15 protein-coding genes are annotated in these 14,979 nt (G+C 58.7%); 4 read left to right on the forward strand and 11 right to left on the reverse strand.

Annotated elements, in window-relative coordinates; translation table 11 throughout:
* The 6 genes from AC2FFH_RS12335 to glyA form a co-directional block, all read right to left on the reverse strand.
* The coding region (locus AC2FFH_RS12335; protein WP_496844498.1) for an aminomethyltransferase family protein at positions 1 to 425 on the reverse strand (425 nt) is incomplete at its 3' end.
* A 16-nt stretch (positions 426 to 441) separates the two neighbouring features.
* Positions 442 to 864, reverse strand: coding sequence for a universal stress protein (locus AC2FFH_RS12340; protein WP_058273652.1), 423 nt, complete (start codon positions 862 to 864; stop codon positions 442 to 444).
* Positions 865 to 942: 78 nt separating this feature from the next.
* Positions 943 to 2,313, reverse strand: a complete 1,371-nt coding sequence (locus AC2FFH_RS12345; RefSeq protein WP_108860658.1) for an alanine/glycine:cation symporter family protein — start codon at positions 2,311 to 2,313, stop codon at positions 943 to 945.
* A gap of 25 nt (positions 2,314 to 2,338) precedes the next feature.
* Positions 2,339 to 3,283 (reverse strand): lipoyl synthase, encoded by a 945-nt coding sequence (gene lipA / locus AC2FFH_RS12350; protein WP_496767747.1) that lies wholly within the window; start codon positions 3,281 to 3,283, stop codon positions 2,339 to 2,341.
* Between the two features lie 14 nt (positions 3,284 to 3,297).
* Complete coding sequence (gene lpdA / locus AC2FFH_RS12355; protein WP_496779058.1) at positions 3,298 to 4,680, reverse strand: dihydrolipoyl dehydrogenase; 1,383 nt, start codon at positions 4,678 to 4,680, stop codon at positions 3,298 to 3,300.
* Between the two features lie 11 nt (positions 4,681 to 4,691).
* Entirely contained in the window at positions 4,692 to 5,945 is a 1,254-nt protein-coding gene (gene glyA / locus AC2FFH_RS12360; protein ID WP_496779056.1) for a serine hydroxymethyltransferase, read from the reverse strand.
* A 147-nt stretch (positions 5,946 to 6,092) separates the two neighbouring features.
* Between glyA and AC2FFH_RS12365 the strand changes: the two genes are divergently transcribed.
* Complete coding sequence (locus tag AC2FFH_RS12365; protein WP_058273647.1) at positions 6,093 to 6,695, forward strand: helix-turn-helix domain-containing protein; 603 nt, start codon at positions 6,093 to 6,095, stop codon at positions 6,693 to 6,695.
* A gap of 70 nt (positions 6,696 to 6,765) precedes the next feature.
* Here the strand turns inward: AC2FFH_RS12365 and AC2FFH_RS12370 are convergent, their stop codons facing one another.
* Genes AC2FFH_RS12370 through AC2FFH_RS12390 form a run of 5 tightly spaced genes read right to left on the reverse strand, consistent with a single transcriptional unit; the run spans position 6,766 to position 10,741 of the window.
* Complete coding sequence (locus tag AC2FFH_RS12370; RefSeq protein WP_058273646.1) at positions 6,766 to 7,149, reverse strand: carboxymuconolactone decarboxylase family protein; 384 nt, start codon at positions 7,147 to 7,149, stop codon at positions 6,766 to 6,768.
* Between the two features lie 17 nt (positions 7,150 to 7,166).
* Entirely contained in the window at positions 7,167 to 7,907 is a 741-nt protein-coding gene (locus AC2FFH_RS12375; RefSeq protein WP_496779054.1) for a sulfotransferase-like domain-containing protein, read from the reverse strand.
* A 24-nt stretch (positions 7,908 to 7,931) separates the two neighbouring features.
* On the reverse strand, positions 7,932 to 8,750 hold the full coding sequence (locus AC2FFH_RS12380; protein WP_496727257.1) for a hypothetical protein: 819 nt from the start codon (positions 8,748 to 8,750) through the stop codon (positions 7,932 to 7,934).
* Positions 8,751 to 8,768: 18 nt separating this feature from the next.
* Positions 8,769 to 9,857, reverse strand: a complete 1,089-nt coding sequence (locus tag AC2FFH_RS12385) for an aromatic ring-hydroxylating oxygenase subunit alpha (protein WP_496844499.1) — start codon at positions 9,855 to 9,857, stop codon at positions 8,769 to 8,771.
* Positions 9,854 to 10,741 carry a MurR/RpiR family transcriptional regulator gene (locus AC2FFH_RS12390; protein WP_496844500.1) on the reverse strand — a complete coding sequence of 296 codons (888 nt, stop codon included), beginning with the start codon at positions 10,739 to 10,741 and terminating at the stop codon, positions 9,854 to 9,856. Before AC2FFH_RS12390 ends, AC2FFH_RS12385 begins: the two co-directional genes overlap by 4 nt.
* Positions 10,742 to 10,809: 68 nt before the next feature.
* Here AC2FFH_RS12390 and AC2FFH_RS12395 point away from each other — a divergent pair, with 68 nt between their 5' ends.
* Genes AC2FFH_RS12395 through AC2FFH_RS12405 form a run of 3 tightly spaced genes read left to right on the forward strand, consistent with a single transcriptional unit; the run spans position 10,810 to position 14,920 of the window.
* Positions 10,810 to 13,263 (forward strand): FAD-dependent oxidoreductase, encoded by a 2,454-nt coding sequence (locus AC2FFH_RS12395; RefSeq protein WP_496844501.1) that lies wholly within the window; start codon positions 10,810 to 10,812, stop codon positions 13,261 to 13,263.
* On the forward strand, positions 13,263 to 14,345 hold the full coding sequence (locus tag AC2FFH_RS12400) for an alcohol dehydrogenase family protein (protein ID WP_496844502.1): 1,083 nt from the start codon (positions 13,263 to 13,265) through the stop codon (positions 14,343 to 14,345). Before AC2FFH_RS12395 ends, AC2FFH_RS12400 begins: the two co-directional genes overlap by 1 nt.
* Positions 14,342 to 14,920, forward strand: a complete 579-nt coding sequence (locus tag AC2FFH_RS12405) for a dimethylsulfonioproprionate lyase family protein (RefSeq protein ID WP_496844503.1) — start codon at positions 14,342 to 14,344, stop codon at positions 14,918 to 14,920. The genes AC2FFH_RS12400 and AC2FFH_RS12405 overlap by 4 nt, the downstream gene beginning before the upstream one ends.
* Positions 14,921 to 14,979 lie beyond the last annotated feature (59 nt).

Consider the following 14,979-nt stretch of genomic DNA (forward strand, 5'->3'; position numbering starts at 1 on the left):
GCGCGGTCGAAGATCTCGGTCACTTCGACGCCGTCCAGATTGTCTCGCATATGCGGAATGTCCTGATGGCGCAGCGCCGCATTCACCACCACGAAATAGTAATCCCCCGCATTCGACACGATCAAATCGTCCATGATCCCGCCATCCGCGTTGGTAAAGAACCCGTACCGCGCCTTGCCCGGCTTCAGGGTCGCGTAGGCCTGCGGGCACAAAGCTTCCAGCTTCTCACCCACATTCTCACCGCGCAGGATCACCTGACCCATATGAGACACATCAAACAACGCCGCCTTCTCACGACACTGCTTATGCTCCCCCATAATCCCCAAAGGATACTGAACAGGCATCTCCCAACCAGCAAAATCAACCAACTTACCTCCCAACTCAACATGCAAGTCATACAAGGGGGTGCGTTTTAATTCGGTCATATCTGTAGCCTTTCGATCAGCGAGACTGGTCACGAACGACCATGACGGTGCAATGCGCGTTGCGCACGACACGGGCCAGGTTTGGGCCAATCTCATAATTCGGGAAATCGCCTTTGGTTGACGCCATGACGATCAGATCAAAGCCGTCCTTGTAGGCCAGCTTCAGGATTTCGCGGTAGACGCTGCCTTCTTCGACATGCACTTGCACGTCAGAGGCGTTGCCGTGATCCAGTATGGCCTGAACCGCATTGCGCACGTGGTCTTTGGCACCAGCGCCGTAGTTGGCAGGCAGGTTCGGCAATTGGATGATCTCGGGGATGACGGCAACCGCATGCAGTTCGGCACCGTAGAACTTCGCCTGTTCCAGTGCGACCGGCAGGGCCAGTTTCCACGAGCGGTCGTCGGTGTGGTCAATAGGCAGCAGGATTTTCGTGGCCATCACGTCTCTCCTCGAGATATGGAATTCTATTTCAAAGGCGGGGGGCCGGAATGGCCCCCCGTATTCTTCAGGGCCGGATTATTCGGCAGGCGTGCCGCCTGGCTCTTCGGATTTGCCGCCCGAGGCAAAGAACTCTTTCGTCAGTTTGAAGACGATCGGGCTCAGCAGGGCCAGGGCGATCAGGTTCGGAATGGCCATCATGGCGTTCAGCGTATCCGCCAGCAGCCAGACAAAGCCCAGATCCGCAGTTGCGCCGAAGTAGATCGCGACAATCCACAGAACGCGGTACGGCATCAGGGATTTAACACCCAGAAGGAACTCGACGCATTTTTCGCCGTAGAACGACCAGCCGAGGATGGTTGTGAAGGCGAAGATCGACAGAGCGATTGCGATCAGAGCACCGCCACCCGGCAGCGACGTGGCGAATGCCAGCGAGGTCAAGGCCGCACCGGATTCACCGGAGGTCCATGCACCTGTGGAGATGATCGCCAGACCGGTGATCGAGCACACGATGATGGTGTCGATGAACGTACCCAGCATCGCGATCAGGCCCTGGTTGACCGGACCTTTGGTCTCGGCTGCCGCGTGAGCAATCGGAGCCGAACCCAGACCGGCTTCGTTCGAGAACACACCACGTGCCACACCAAAACGGATGGCGGCCCAAACGGCTGCACCTGCAAAGCCACCTTCGGCGGCGGACGGCGTGAAGGCGTAGGTGAAGACCAGTGACAGCGCGTTGCCGATCTCGCCAATGTTGATGATCAGAACCAGAAGACCAGCGACAATGTAAGCGATTGCCATGGCCGGAACCAGTTTACCAGCAACCGCACCGATGCGGGTGATGCCGCCCAGAATAACGGCTGCGGTCAGGACCATCAGAACAACGCCGGTGACCGAAGTGTTCACGCCGAAGTTCGATTCCAGAACCTGCGCCACGCCGTTGGCCTGCACGCCGTTTCCGATGCCAAAGGCTGCAACTGCGCCGAACAGGGCAAATGCAACGCCCAGCCATGCCCACTTCGCGCCGAGGCCGTTTTTGATGTAGTACATCGGGCCGCCGACAAAATTGCCCAGCTCGTCTTTTTCACGGTATTTAACCGCGAGAACGGCTTCGGCATATTTGGTGGCCATGCCCACCAGGGCGGTCATCCACATCCAGAACAAAGCGCCCGGACCGCCCAGGAAGACAGCGGTGGCCACACCGGCGATGTTGCCGGTACCAATGGTTGCCGACAGCGACGTCATCAGCGCGTTGAACGGGCTGATCTGACCATCACCTTGGCCTTCGCGGCCAGCAAACAGCAGCTTGAAGCCGGTGCCGATTTTCAGGATCGGCATGAATTTCAGCCCGACCTGCAGGAAGAAGCCGACGCCAAGGATGAGGACCAGCATCAGCGGCCCCCATACGACGCCATTGATGGCTCCTACGATTGAATTTAACGCTTCCATGGTTTCCCTCCCATTTGCGTTTGGTTTATGCCCCGTTGGCGATGGCCCGCTGGCGGGCCTGCTTGAGGGCGGCAAAATCTTCGTCGGCGTGGAACGAGGAACGTGTCAGCGGCGTCGCCGACACATGCAAAAAGCCCTTGGACCTTGCGATCTGTTCCAGTTGGGCGAACTCCTCCGGTGACCAGAACCGGTCAATCGGGTGGTGTTTTGGTGTCGGCTGCAGGTACTGACCCACGGTCAGAAAATCGACCTGTGCGGCGCGCAGGTCGTCCATCACCTGTCGAACGTCGTTCAGGCTTTCGCCCAGCCCAACCATCAGGCCGGATTTAGTGAAAATCTCGGGGTTGGCGCGTTTCGCATCGTCCAATAGGCGCAGAGATGAGTAGTAGCGCGCGCCGGGGCGCACCGTCGGATACAGGTGCGGGACGGTTTCCAGATTGTGGTTGAACACATCCGGGGCAGCATCGAACACCACATCTGCAGCAGTGCCTTTGCCCAGAAAGTCGGGGGTCAAAACCTCGACCGTGGTTTCGGGGTTTTGATGACGGACAGCGCGGATTGTCTGGGCGATATGTTCGGCTCCGCCATCCGCCAGATCGTCGCGGTCGACGGATGTAATGACCACATGGCGCAAGGCCAGCTTCTTCACAGCTGCCGCGACGCGGCCCGGTTCAAACACGTCCAGCGCATCTGGGCGACCGGTGGAAACGTTGCAGAAGGAACAGCCGCGCGTGCAGACCTCGCCCATGATCATCATGGTGGCGTGGCGCTTGGACCAGCATTCGCCAATATTGGGGCAGGCGGCCTCTTCGCAGACCGTTGCCAGATTGTGGTCGCGCATCAGGCGACGGGTCTCGTAATATTCGGGCCCGTCGATCTTTTTCTTGCGAATCCACTTCGGCTTTCGCGGGATGACACTGTCGGCCTTCTTGGCCTTTTCCGGGTGGCGGGTGCGAAGCTGGATGGTCATCTGGCTGTTCCCTCTCAGGCGTGGATTGCTCGGCCCATGGCGTCGAGGCAGGCTTCCTTGACGGCCTCGCCCATTGCCGGATGCGCATGACAGGTTGAGGCGACTTCAGCGACGGTTGCGCCCTTGGTCATGGCCAGAACCAGCTCGGCGATCAGGTCACCGCCATGCGCGCCGCAGATATGCGCGCCCAGGATATTGCCATTTGGGTCGGCCAGTACTTTGACGGCACCGTCCGTCTCACCGGTCGAGCGCGCACGTGAGTTGGCCATGAAGGCAAACTTGCCAACCGAATATTCGGTGCCAGCCTCTTTCAGTGCTTCCTCGGTCAAACCGACCGAGGCGACTTCGGGGTCAGTATACACAACGCCCGGAACGGTGTTGTAATCCACATGACCGGCTTCACCTGCCAGCATCTCGACACAGGCGACGCCGTCTTCTTCGGCCTTGTGGGCAAGCATCGGGCCGGGGACACAATCGCCGATCGCATAGATGCCGGGAACCGAGGTGCGGAACGACGTGTCCACTTGAATGAAGCCGCGCGGGTCGAGGGCTATCCCCAGATCTTCCAACCCAAGCCCGCGCGATACGGGGCGGCGTCCGACGGCGATCAGAACCTTGTCGGCTTCGATCACCTCTTCCTTGTCTTTGCCGACCCGGTCCAATGTCAGCGTCAGCCCAACGTTGGTTTTGTCGATAGTTTTCAGTGCGCGTCCCAGCTGAAACTTCAGTCCACGCTTTGACAGGGCGCGCTGTGCGAGTTTTGCTATCTCGCCGTCGATTCCGGGCAGAATGCGGTCAAGATATTCAACAACTGTGACCTTCGCGCCCAACCGGGACCAGACCTGTCCAAGTTCCAGACCGATCACGCCAGCACCGACGACCACCAGATGTTCGGGAACAGCATCCAGCGCGATCGCTCCGGTCGAGCTTAGGATATCCTGCTCGTCAATCTCGATCCCGTTTAGCGGGGTTGGCTCGGAACCGGTGGCGATCAGGATGTTTTTGGCTTCATAAACATCGTCGCCAACTTTGACCTGCCCGTCAGAGGGGATACTGGCCCAGCCTTCGATCAGATCGACGCCGTTTTTCTTGAACAGGAACGCAATGCCCTTGGTCAGGTCGCCTACGATCTTGTCCTTGCGACCCATCATCGAGCTCAGGTCGATGCTGGCCCCCTCGACAGCAATGCCATGGGAGGAGAGATGTGCAAGCTCGGCATATTTGGCCGAGGAGGTCAGCAACGCTTTGGAGGGTATGCACCCCACATTCAGACAGGTTCCGCCAAGCGAACCGCGGCCTTCGACACAGGCAACTTTCATGCCCAGCTGTGCTGCGCGGATTGCTGCAACATATCCGCCGGGTCCGCCCCCGATGACGATTAGGTCGTAGATACTCATTTAACGGTCTTTCAGTAGATCGGGTGGCTGGCGCAGAGTGCGCGGACTTTTTCGCGGGTTTCGGCTTCGATCTTCGCGTCGCCCTCAGGGGACTGGGCTAAGGCCTCGAGCACGTCGCCGATCAGGTGACCGATCTGTTTGAACTCTTCCGGTCCAAACCCGCGGCTGCAGCCTGCTGCGGTACCCAGCCGGATACCGCTGGTCACGGTAGGTTTTTGCGGATCGCCCGGCACGCTGTTCTTGTTGCAGGTGAAACCGGCACGCTCCAGCGCGGCTTCTGCGTCTTTGCCGGTCACGCCCAGCGGGCGCAAATCGACCAGCATCAGGTGGTTTTCCGTGCCGCCCGAAACGATGTCACATCCACGCGCCATCATGACGTTTGCCAGCGCCGATGCGCTATCCACAACGCTTTGCATGTAGTCCTTGAATTCGGGCTTTAGCGCCTCGCCAAACGCGACAGCCTTACCGGCAATCACATGCATCAGGGGGCCGCCCTGAAGGCCGGGGAATACGGCCGAATTCATCTTTTTCGCCAGCGCCTCGTCATTCGTCAGAATGATCCCGCCGCGCGGACCGCGCAGGGTTTTGTGTGTGGTCGAGGTAACCACATGCGCGTGGCCGATAGGCGAGGGGTGCAGCCCGGTTGCGACCAGACCGGCGATATGGGCCATGTCCGCCAGCAGCCAAGCGCCGACCTCATCCGCAATGGCGCGGAAGCGGGCAAAATCGATCTTTTGCGAATAGGCGGATGCGCCCGCGATGATCAGTTGCGGCTTTTCGGCCTTGGCCAGCTCTGCAACCTGATCATAGTCAATCAGACCGGCATCGGTCAGCCCGTACTGAACCGGGCGGAACCACTTGCCGGATTGTGCTGGTTTGGCGCCGTGCGTCAGGTGGCCACCTGCATCCAGTGACATGCCCAGGATCGTGTCGCCGGGGCTGAGCAGGGCCAATTTAACAGCGCCGTTTGCCTGCGCGCCCGAATGCGGCTGTACGTTGGCGTATTCGCAGCCGAACAGTTGTTTCAGACGATCGATGGCCTCGGATTCAACTTCGTCTACAAATTCGCAGCCGCCATAGTAGCGACGGCCAGGGTATCCTTCGGCGTATTTGTTGGTCAGGACTGACCCCTGCGCGTCGATCACAGCTTGCGAGACAATATTCTCGGACGCGATCAATTCGATCTGTTCAGCCTGACGTTTGCCTTCTCGCGCAATTGACGCTGCGACAACCGGATCAGCTTCGGTAAGCGACGTTTTGAACATGGTTTCCTCCTCAGGCACCGAATCCTCAGTACGAAATTTTGTTTCCTATAGTGGAAATCGTGCAGATAAAGCAACATATATCTCACATTTGTGAAGTTGTGTGGTTTGAGGGAAATCTGTAACCTCTGATAAAACAGGGAGATTTTTATGGGCGACGAGACTCGCGGTGATGTTTCCTCACCGGAAGATCAGGACGAAGGTGAGGTTCTGGGGCGTTCCATACGCGATGCACGACGTGCAAAAGGCTGGACTTTGGAGGAAGCTGGACGCGCGGCGGGAATCGGTCGGTCCACGCTGTCGAAGATCGAGAACAACCAGACGCGGCCAAGTTTCGACATCGTGCGCAGGCTGACACAGGCGCTGGATATGAGCACCCCTCAGCTGTTTCTGCAGTCCGGGCAATCGGGGATTTCGGGAAGGCGCGACTTTACCCCGAAAGGTGAAGGCGAGATAAAAAGCACGCCGACCTATTTACATGAATTGCTGTGTCCCGAGCTGACCAGTAAGAGGATGCTGCCCTATATCGCGACAATCAAAGCCCGCGACCTGTCGGAGTTCGAAAACTGGATCCGGCATACGGGTGAAGAGTTCATGTATGTCATCAGCGGCGAGCTGATCTTTGTATCAGAGCATTATCGCCCCCTGCCGATGAAGGCTGGTGACTCGCTTTATTATGACAGCGGGATGGGGCACGGGTGCATTTCAACCAGTGAGGAAGATGCGAAAGTGCTGTGGGTGTCACTCGAATAAGCACGACGCACAAGGCATGAATAAAAGCGGCCCCAGCGGCCGCTTTTTTTTGGATAAGACGGTCACCGGGTCAGGTGTGGCCCAGTACCTTGCGGGCAACGCGGAAACACTCCAGCGCTTGTGGGACACCACAGTAGATGCCAATCACGTGGATGATGGCTCGGATTTCCTCGGGCGAGACGCCGTTGTTGATCGCGCCTTTGCAGTGAATTTCCCATTCATGCATCTTCCCAAGCGCGCCGATCATGGACAGGTTCATCATCGACCGCGTCTTGGCGTCGATCACGTCATCGCCCCAGCCAAATCCCCAGCACCAAGCGGTCATCGCCTCTTGGAACGGACGGGTAAAGTCATCTGCCGCCGCCAGGTTCTTTTCCACGTATTCCGCGCCCAGCGTGTTCTTGCGCTGTTCAAGGCCTTTCAGAAACAGGTCCTCGTCAAAAATGTCTGCCATGTTTTCTCTCCGGTTTATCAGCCAGTCAGCCGATGTTTGTACAGATGGTCGTAGTGGGGTTTCATCCGGCGGTACACCTGTTTGACCCGATCCGGCGCGTCCGAGATCGAGATATGTTTGCGGGGCTGCGGAGCCAACCCCGTCGAATTGGCCAGATTGGCGTGGAACGACCCGCCATCCCACCAAGAGTGCGCGGATGGGTCGCCACCGGGTTCCCAACTCAACGCGTCTTCCAGAAACGGGATGCCGACCGCTTCGCAAAAGCGTTCGGTCATGGCGTGCGGGTTTTCCAGCAGGTCATCACTGTCGATAACAGGTGGGGGCGTGCCGTTCAGGGCTGTAACCAGATCGAACAGGGCCCGCTGTTCTGGAAAGCCGACCTCACCTTCGGCGAAGTCGGGCCATTGTTTGTACATTGAGGTTATCGTTTTTGCCGGATCGCGGATCAGGAAGGCGTGGTTGAAATTCGACAGGAACTCGGCGTCCCACATGTGATTGATGTAATGCGGGAAATCCTTGATGAAGACAGACCTCTTCTGCGCGCGCGCCTGAATGTCGGCCCAAACCGTGTCCAGTGTCAGGCCCGGTGTCGTCACGTCCTCCGGCTGGAACCTGTGCCACAGCGGGTCTTCACCCTGATACCACGCTTCGCCAAAGGGTTCGTGCAGACAATCCAGATCTCCGCGCTGTCGCATCATCCATTCAAAAGCAGTGGACGTAGAGCGGGGCACCGCCCAGAGCGCGAGGACTTTGTTCATGTCGATGATCCTTTGAAGTGAAGTTTATAGCCGCCCCAGAAGTTGCCCGCGGGGTGTTTCCGGCGCGAGGTTGAGGGATTTGAAGATGCGCCAGTACAGCGCGATGTCGTGGCCGATCACCGGTTTGCCAAGCGCGGCCTCAAGCGTATCCGCCAGATGCAAGGGGCGCTGTGGCAGGCCATTCGGCCCCGTGCGGAAATTGCACATGCCGTTGATCAGGATCGCATCGGCCTGCGGGGCCTGCTCGGCCACGTATTCGAAGCTTTTCATCGCGATATCACCGTCAAAAACCCAGCGGTAGGAATTGACCTCCTCCTGGCTGCTGAACCATCCCTGATCGTGGAAATTACCGGCATACAGCACGTCGAACCCGGCTTCTTTTAGAAATCCGACGGTGCCCCGCCACCATTCAGGCCAGTGGTAGGCCGCGTTCAGGGCGACCTTTTCAACATTCATCTCGCGCAGCGCTTCGACCATGGCGTAACCGGCCATGTGGAACTGTGTGCCGTACTTGTCCGACAGATCCGCGCAATGCTGCCGGACCCCTTCGACGCCTAACCCACAGGCGTGGACCCAGTTCGAACCGACCTGCCCGCAAACATCGACGCCGTTGCGGGACATACAATGGACGAAATCCTCGAGCATGCCAAAGTTCTGTTTCCGCTGGTTCAACCCGTGCACGTAGTTCGGGACGTGCAGCATCCAGCCATGCACACCGACCGTTTCAGGGCACATGCGCAGAAAATCCGACGGCGCCGCGTCAAAGTCGAAGGGCGGGCTGGTAAAGCCGACCTGATAGGGAAACAGCTTGTGTTCGGGGCGCCAGTCTTCAGGCATCAGCATGGGCGGGTCACCTCATCACTAGTCCACCGCCTCGCGCATCCATTGCTGCAAACGGGCAATCGAGTGTTCCGACATCACACCACAACCCGGGTCCAGCACCAGCGGACCGGGGCGGTAGCCGCGGGATTTCAGGCCGCGATGGACGCTTTCAACCAGATGGATGTCTTCCTCGACTGTGGTTTCACGGTCCTGTACAGCCAGTTGCCGGATCACCGCACTTTCCGAGCCGCCCTCGGTGTACCAGCCGCGCCAGACGGTGCAGTGATCGGCATCAATGGCGCGCCAGTGATAGGTGTTGAGCACATTGCCCGGGTAGCACTGGAACGAGAACATCGGCCACAGGAACCATGACTGGTAGTCGCCGGCATGCGGCACCGAAAGGTCGATCGGGTAGGTCATCTTGTCGAGGCTTTGGCATTCGGTCGTATGACGCAGCACGTAACCGCCGCCTGCATCGGGTTGGATGTCATAGGTCTCAGGTTTGACCACTCCTTCGGCAAAGGTCGGGTGGTTGGTCGGGCAGTGATAACACTCCGAGTAATTCTCGATACTGACTTTCCAATTGCAGTTTTCCGGGATTTCGACCCATTCCAGCGGTTCCAGATCGTCAATATGAGGGACAAAGGCGCGGATTTCCTCGCGCACGCCGGGGTACCATTCATCCATCGGCGCGGCGTCATCGTCGAGATTGACGAAGATGAATCCGTTGAACACCTCGGTCCGAACCGAGGTCAAGCAGATGGCGCTGCGGTCAAAGCCGGGTACAGATTTGATGTTCGGCCCGGCGCGCAATTGACCGGACAGCTCATAAGTCCAGGCATGATAGGGGCAGACCACGACTCGAGTGTTGCCTGCGCCCGTCACCATTTCATGCGCGCGGTGCTGACACACATTGTAGAATGTTCGGATTTCCCCGTCGCGGCCGCGAATGCAAAAAAGGTTCTGTCCAGCAATCTCGAAGGCGAAGTAATCCCCTGTCTCGCGCACCTGGGCGACGTGACCTGCAAATTGCCACGTTCGGGCCAGTAATCCCTGCATCTCTTGCTCGAAGATCGCTGGGTCAGTGTAATACCGGGCGTCCAGTGAATGCGTCAGAGGTGCGTTCATTCGGGTTCCTCCGCGTAGAGGCCAAGCTGGTGGCGGCGTTGGTGAAATCGTTCTACCCGCTCGACGATCTCATCGCTGGAAACGGCAATCACAAAGGACAGCAGCGTTTCCAGCAAGGCGATGGTCGAAACCGAGGACGGAAAGAACTGTGGTGTGTCGGCGGCAACGACAAAACCGTGTTGTGCGTTCAGGATCACCGGGCTGGCCGGGCTGTCTGAAATGCCGATGACGGTCATTCCCTGTTGGCGCGCCAGTTTGATCGCGTCGATCACTTCGGTGCGGTAGGGATGGCAGGTGATGGCGATCAGTACGTCCTGCTGGTCAGCCCATGCCAGATCATCCACCGGAGTAGAGCCGGGACGCGGGATAGCGTGGAACTGTTTCATGCCGGTTGAAGCCAGATAGGTGAAATTGCGTGCGTTCGAATTGTTGACGCCCACACCAAGTGTGAAAATCTGGCGACAATTCCAGATATCCTCGGCTGCGGACTTAAGATTAGCGGCGTCAATCCCGGCAAAGGTTTCTTCGATATTGCGGATCGCGGCGCCGATCATATCGGCATATAGGCCGCCCAGTTCCCCTGACTTGCCGATGTCCTGCAACCAGCGGGCGCGATCAGGAAATGACACACGGCCCTGCCGGATCGCATCCCGGAACGGGGCGCGGAAATCTTCGTAGCCTTCGAACCCCACCTGCTGGGCCATCCGCACGAAGGTGTTCGGTTTTACTCTGGCGGCCTCGGCAATCTCGCGCACAGTAGAAACCCCAACGTCCGTCGGGTTTTCCAGCACGTAACGCGCGGCCTTCTGCGCCTCGGGCGTCAGAGCGTCCCATTCTTCGGACAAGCGATCCAGAACAGTTGATGATACATTTGTGTCATTCATGATTGACGATGGTACATTTGTGGAATTAGCCTGTCGAGCAGAAACGCGACTCGGGAAGAGGAAAAATCATGTCCGAGAAGAATCTGCCGCCGCATGCCCGCGTGGTGATCGTGGGCGGAGGTGTCATGGGAGTCGGTCTGGCCTATCATCTGGCGCATGAAGGATGGGGCGACGACACCATCCTGCTTGAAAAGGCCGAGCTGACCAGCGGCAGCACCTGGCACGCCGCTGGGCAGATCACGCATTCGACGTCCAGTTTTGGGTTGGGTAAATGCGTCGACTACAACATCAGTTTGTATTCTGGCCAGCTGGAGGCCGAAACCGGCCAGCCGGTGACGTGGCATGGCTGCGGATCGTTCCGTCTGGCCTATACCGAGGATGAAATGGACTGGCTGCGCCACACCCTGTCGGTGGGCCGGTCGCTGGGGTTCAACATTGAGCTGGTCGGACCTGAAAAGGTGGCCGAACTGCACCCGTTCTACAATCTCGAAGGCGTGTTGGGTGCACTGCACACGCCTGATGACGGGCATGTGGACCCGACCAACGTCACCATGGCAATGGCAACTGGAGCGCGGCAAAAGGGTGTAAGCATCTTCCGCAGCTGCCGTGCGACCAACATCACCCAGGCCGAAAACGGCGAGTGGGTGGTCGAAACCGAGCAGGGCGCCATTACCTGCGAGCACGTGGTGAACGCTGGCGGCACTTATGCCCGTCAGATGGGTGAGTGGTCGGGACTGCAACTGCCCATGACTTCGATGACGCACCACTATTTTGTAACGGAACCGGTGCCCGAATTCCAGAATCTGGACAAGGAACTGCCGGTGATTCGCGATGACCGCAAGGTCTCGGGCTATATCCGGATGGAGCAGCAGCGCGGCCTGATCGGGATATACGAGAAAGAGAACCCGAACTCGGTCTGGCATGATCATTGCCCCTGGGAATACGAGAACTGGCTGTTCGATGCCGATTACGACCGGGTGATGCCGTGGCTTGAAGAAAGCCTGAACCGCATGCCGATCTTTGCCGAGTTGGGCATTCAGCGCGATGTGCATGGGGCGATTTCGCATCCGCCCGATGGCAACCCTCTGATCGGGCCGGCGCCAGGTGTGCGGAACTATTGGTGCTGTTGTGGGACGCAGATCGGCATCGGCTGGGGGCCGGGTCTGACCCGCGAGTTGGCACGCTGGATGGTGCATGGCGCGGCCGATATCTCGATGCGTGAGTTCGATCCACGCAGGTTCGGAAGCTATGCGAACAAGGATTGGCAGGTGATCAAGGCTGAGGAAGACTACTGCCTGCGCCACGAGATCCCTTTCCCGCATTTAAACCGTTTGGAAGGGCGTCCGATCAAGCCGTCGCCGCTGTATGAGCTGCTGAACTCCAAAGGCGCGGTGCATGAAGAGGTCTATGGGTTCGAACGCCCCCGCTGGTTCGCGCGGGATGGGGTTGAGCAGCACGATCACTACTCCTTCCGCCGCACACCGGCAGACGACATGGTTGCGGCTGAAGTCAATGCGGTGCGCGAACGGGTCGGCATCATGGATGTCACCGCTTTCACCAAGGTCGAGGTTTCGGGCCCAGACGCCCACGCCCTGCTGGACCGGTTGACCGCCAATCGGATGCCGCAAAAGGTGGGCTCGATCACGCTGACCCATATGTTGAACCGACGCGGGCGGATCGAATTGGAAACGACGATTGTCCGCAAGGCCGAGGACCGCTTCTACTTGGTCTGTGCGGCCTTCTTTGAACAGCGCCTACTGGATCATCTGGCACACGAGCGTGCCGGTGAGGATGTACAGACTACCGCGCTGTCCACCGACTGGTCGGCCTTGTCGCTGAACGGTCCCCGGTCACGCGACGTACTGTCCCGCTGCTCCGATGCCAATCTGACCAACGCTGGTTTCCGCTGGCTGTCCGCGCAGGAGATCACCATCGCAGGCCACAAGGTCTGGGCCTTCCGCATGTCCTATGCAGGTGAGCTGGGATGGGAACTTCACATGCCCAATGCCGCCTGTCTTGACGTCTACAACGCGCTTTGGGCCGCGGGTGAGGCGCATGGCATCACCGACTATGGCAGCTTTGCCATGAATGTGATGCGGATGGAGAAGGGGTTCAAGGGCGCGGGCGAGCTGACCAACGAGGTCACCTTGGCCGAGGCTGATGTGCTGCGCTTTGCGCGTACGGACAAAGAGTATCTGGGCAAAGACAAAACCCTGAAAACTGACTTGCCGTGGGTGTGTGCCTATCTCAAAATTGAGCCGGATGGTGAAATTGATGGCCACGGTGGAGAAGCGGTGATGCTGGATAGTCGTGTCGTGGGTTCAACAGCCTCGGTCGTCTATGGGCACACGGTCGGCAAGATCCTGGCCTTTGCGTACATCAAACCCGAGGCTGCTGCCCCTGGCACCGAGTTACAGGTCGTGATTCATGGCCAACCCCGCGCGGCCTATGTTCTGGGCGAACCAGCCTATGATCCGCAAAGCCTGCTGCCCCGCACCGACGCTATTTTGGAGACTGCATAATGAGCTTGCCTGACAAAATGAAGGCCATGGTCACGATGGGCCATGGCGGCTTGGAGCAAATGGTGCTGCACAAAGACTGGCCGCGCCCGGATCCCGCGGCCGGCGAGGTGTTGATCAAGGTCGCAGCCTGCGGGCTTAACAATACCGACGTCAACACGCGATCCGGCTGGTACTCAAAAACCGTGACCGATGCGACGACAGGCGACGCGTTCGAGGAAGTCAGTGACGAGGATCCTACCTGGGGCGGCGCGCCCATCACTTTTCCCCGGATCCAAGGGGCTGATATCTGCGGGGAAGTCGTCGCCGTGGGAAAAGGCGTCGACCCCGGGCTGATCGGTCAACGCGTCATCACCGATGGATGGCTGCGCGACCCGTCTGATCCGGGCAATAAGGACAAAACCGGCTATTTTGGCTCGGAACGGGACGGTGGGTTCGCTGAATACGCCACGACCCTGGCGGTTAACGCGGTGCCGATCCGGTCCGACCTGTCGGATGCCGAACTGGCCACGTTCTCGTGTTCCTATTCGACCGCCGAGGGCATGCTGACCCGCGCCAACGTCACCGACGCCGACACGGTTCTGGTGCCCGGAGCCTCGGGCGGGGTGGGCGGTGCCTTGGTTCAACTGGCCAAACGCCGGGGTGCACGGGTGATCGCGATGGCGTCGGATGCCAAACACGCAGACGTTGCCGAACTGGGTGCCGACAAAATCTTGTCTCGTGCCCCGGAAAATCTGCGCGCGGCACTTGGCGATGAAAAGGTCACCGTTGTAGCCGATGTGGTTGGTGGCCCCTACTGGCCCAAACTGATCGACATTCTGGAACGTGGGGGGCGCTATACATGCTCGGGCGCGATTGCCGGGCCCATGGTCGAATTTGACCTGCGCACATTCTACCTGCGTGACCTGACCTTCACCGGCTCTACCGTGATTGACCCCCAGGTGATGCATAACATCGTTCAGTATATCGAGGCTGGTGAGATTAAGCCCGCCCTAGCCGCGACATTTCCCCTGGAAGAGTTGCGCGAGGCGCAAGCCGCTTTCATTGCCAAGCAGCACACCGGCAACATCGTGGTGATCCCATGACGATGGACGACGTTCTCGAAGCTGCCCGACAGATGCATCAATCACATCCTGAGCTTTCAGAATTCGGAGCCTGGCCTGATGACCTGACGCCAACGGATCAGGAGCCAAACCAAATCCCTGCCGTCGAACTGATTCAGCAAACTGACTTCGCGACCGGGCACGCAACGCGATCCCTTTCAGACGCGATCAGGGCAACCGCACATCTGGCGCAGTGGAAACACACCTATACGGAGGAAGAGGTCGGCGCCGATTTCCTTAGTCGCTATGGCTATTACGAGCTATTCGGTCCGACCGGGCATTTCCATTCGACCCAAATGCGGGGCTACGTCGCCTACTGGGGGGCGGGCCTGAATTATGATTGGCACAGCCATCAGGCCGAAGAACTCTATCTGATCGTAGGCGGTGGGGCGATGTTCCGCGTCGAAGAAGACGAGACTTACGTCGGCCTCAATCAGACACGACATCACTGCAGCTGGCAAAGCCACGCCATGACAACAACCGACGAGCCAATTCTGGCTTTCGTTCTGTGGCGAGGACAAGGATTGAACGACTTGCCACAAATGGATGCGGCATGAAAACCATTCCGATACCTATCTGGCCATCCCAATGTGGGCATGCCTGTGTTGCGAAATGG

Source organism: Ruegeria sp. YTSC003, from assembly GCF_059609785.1.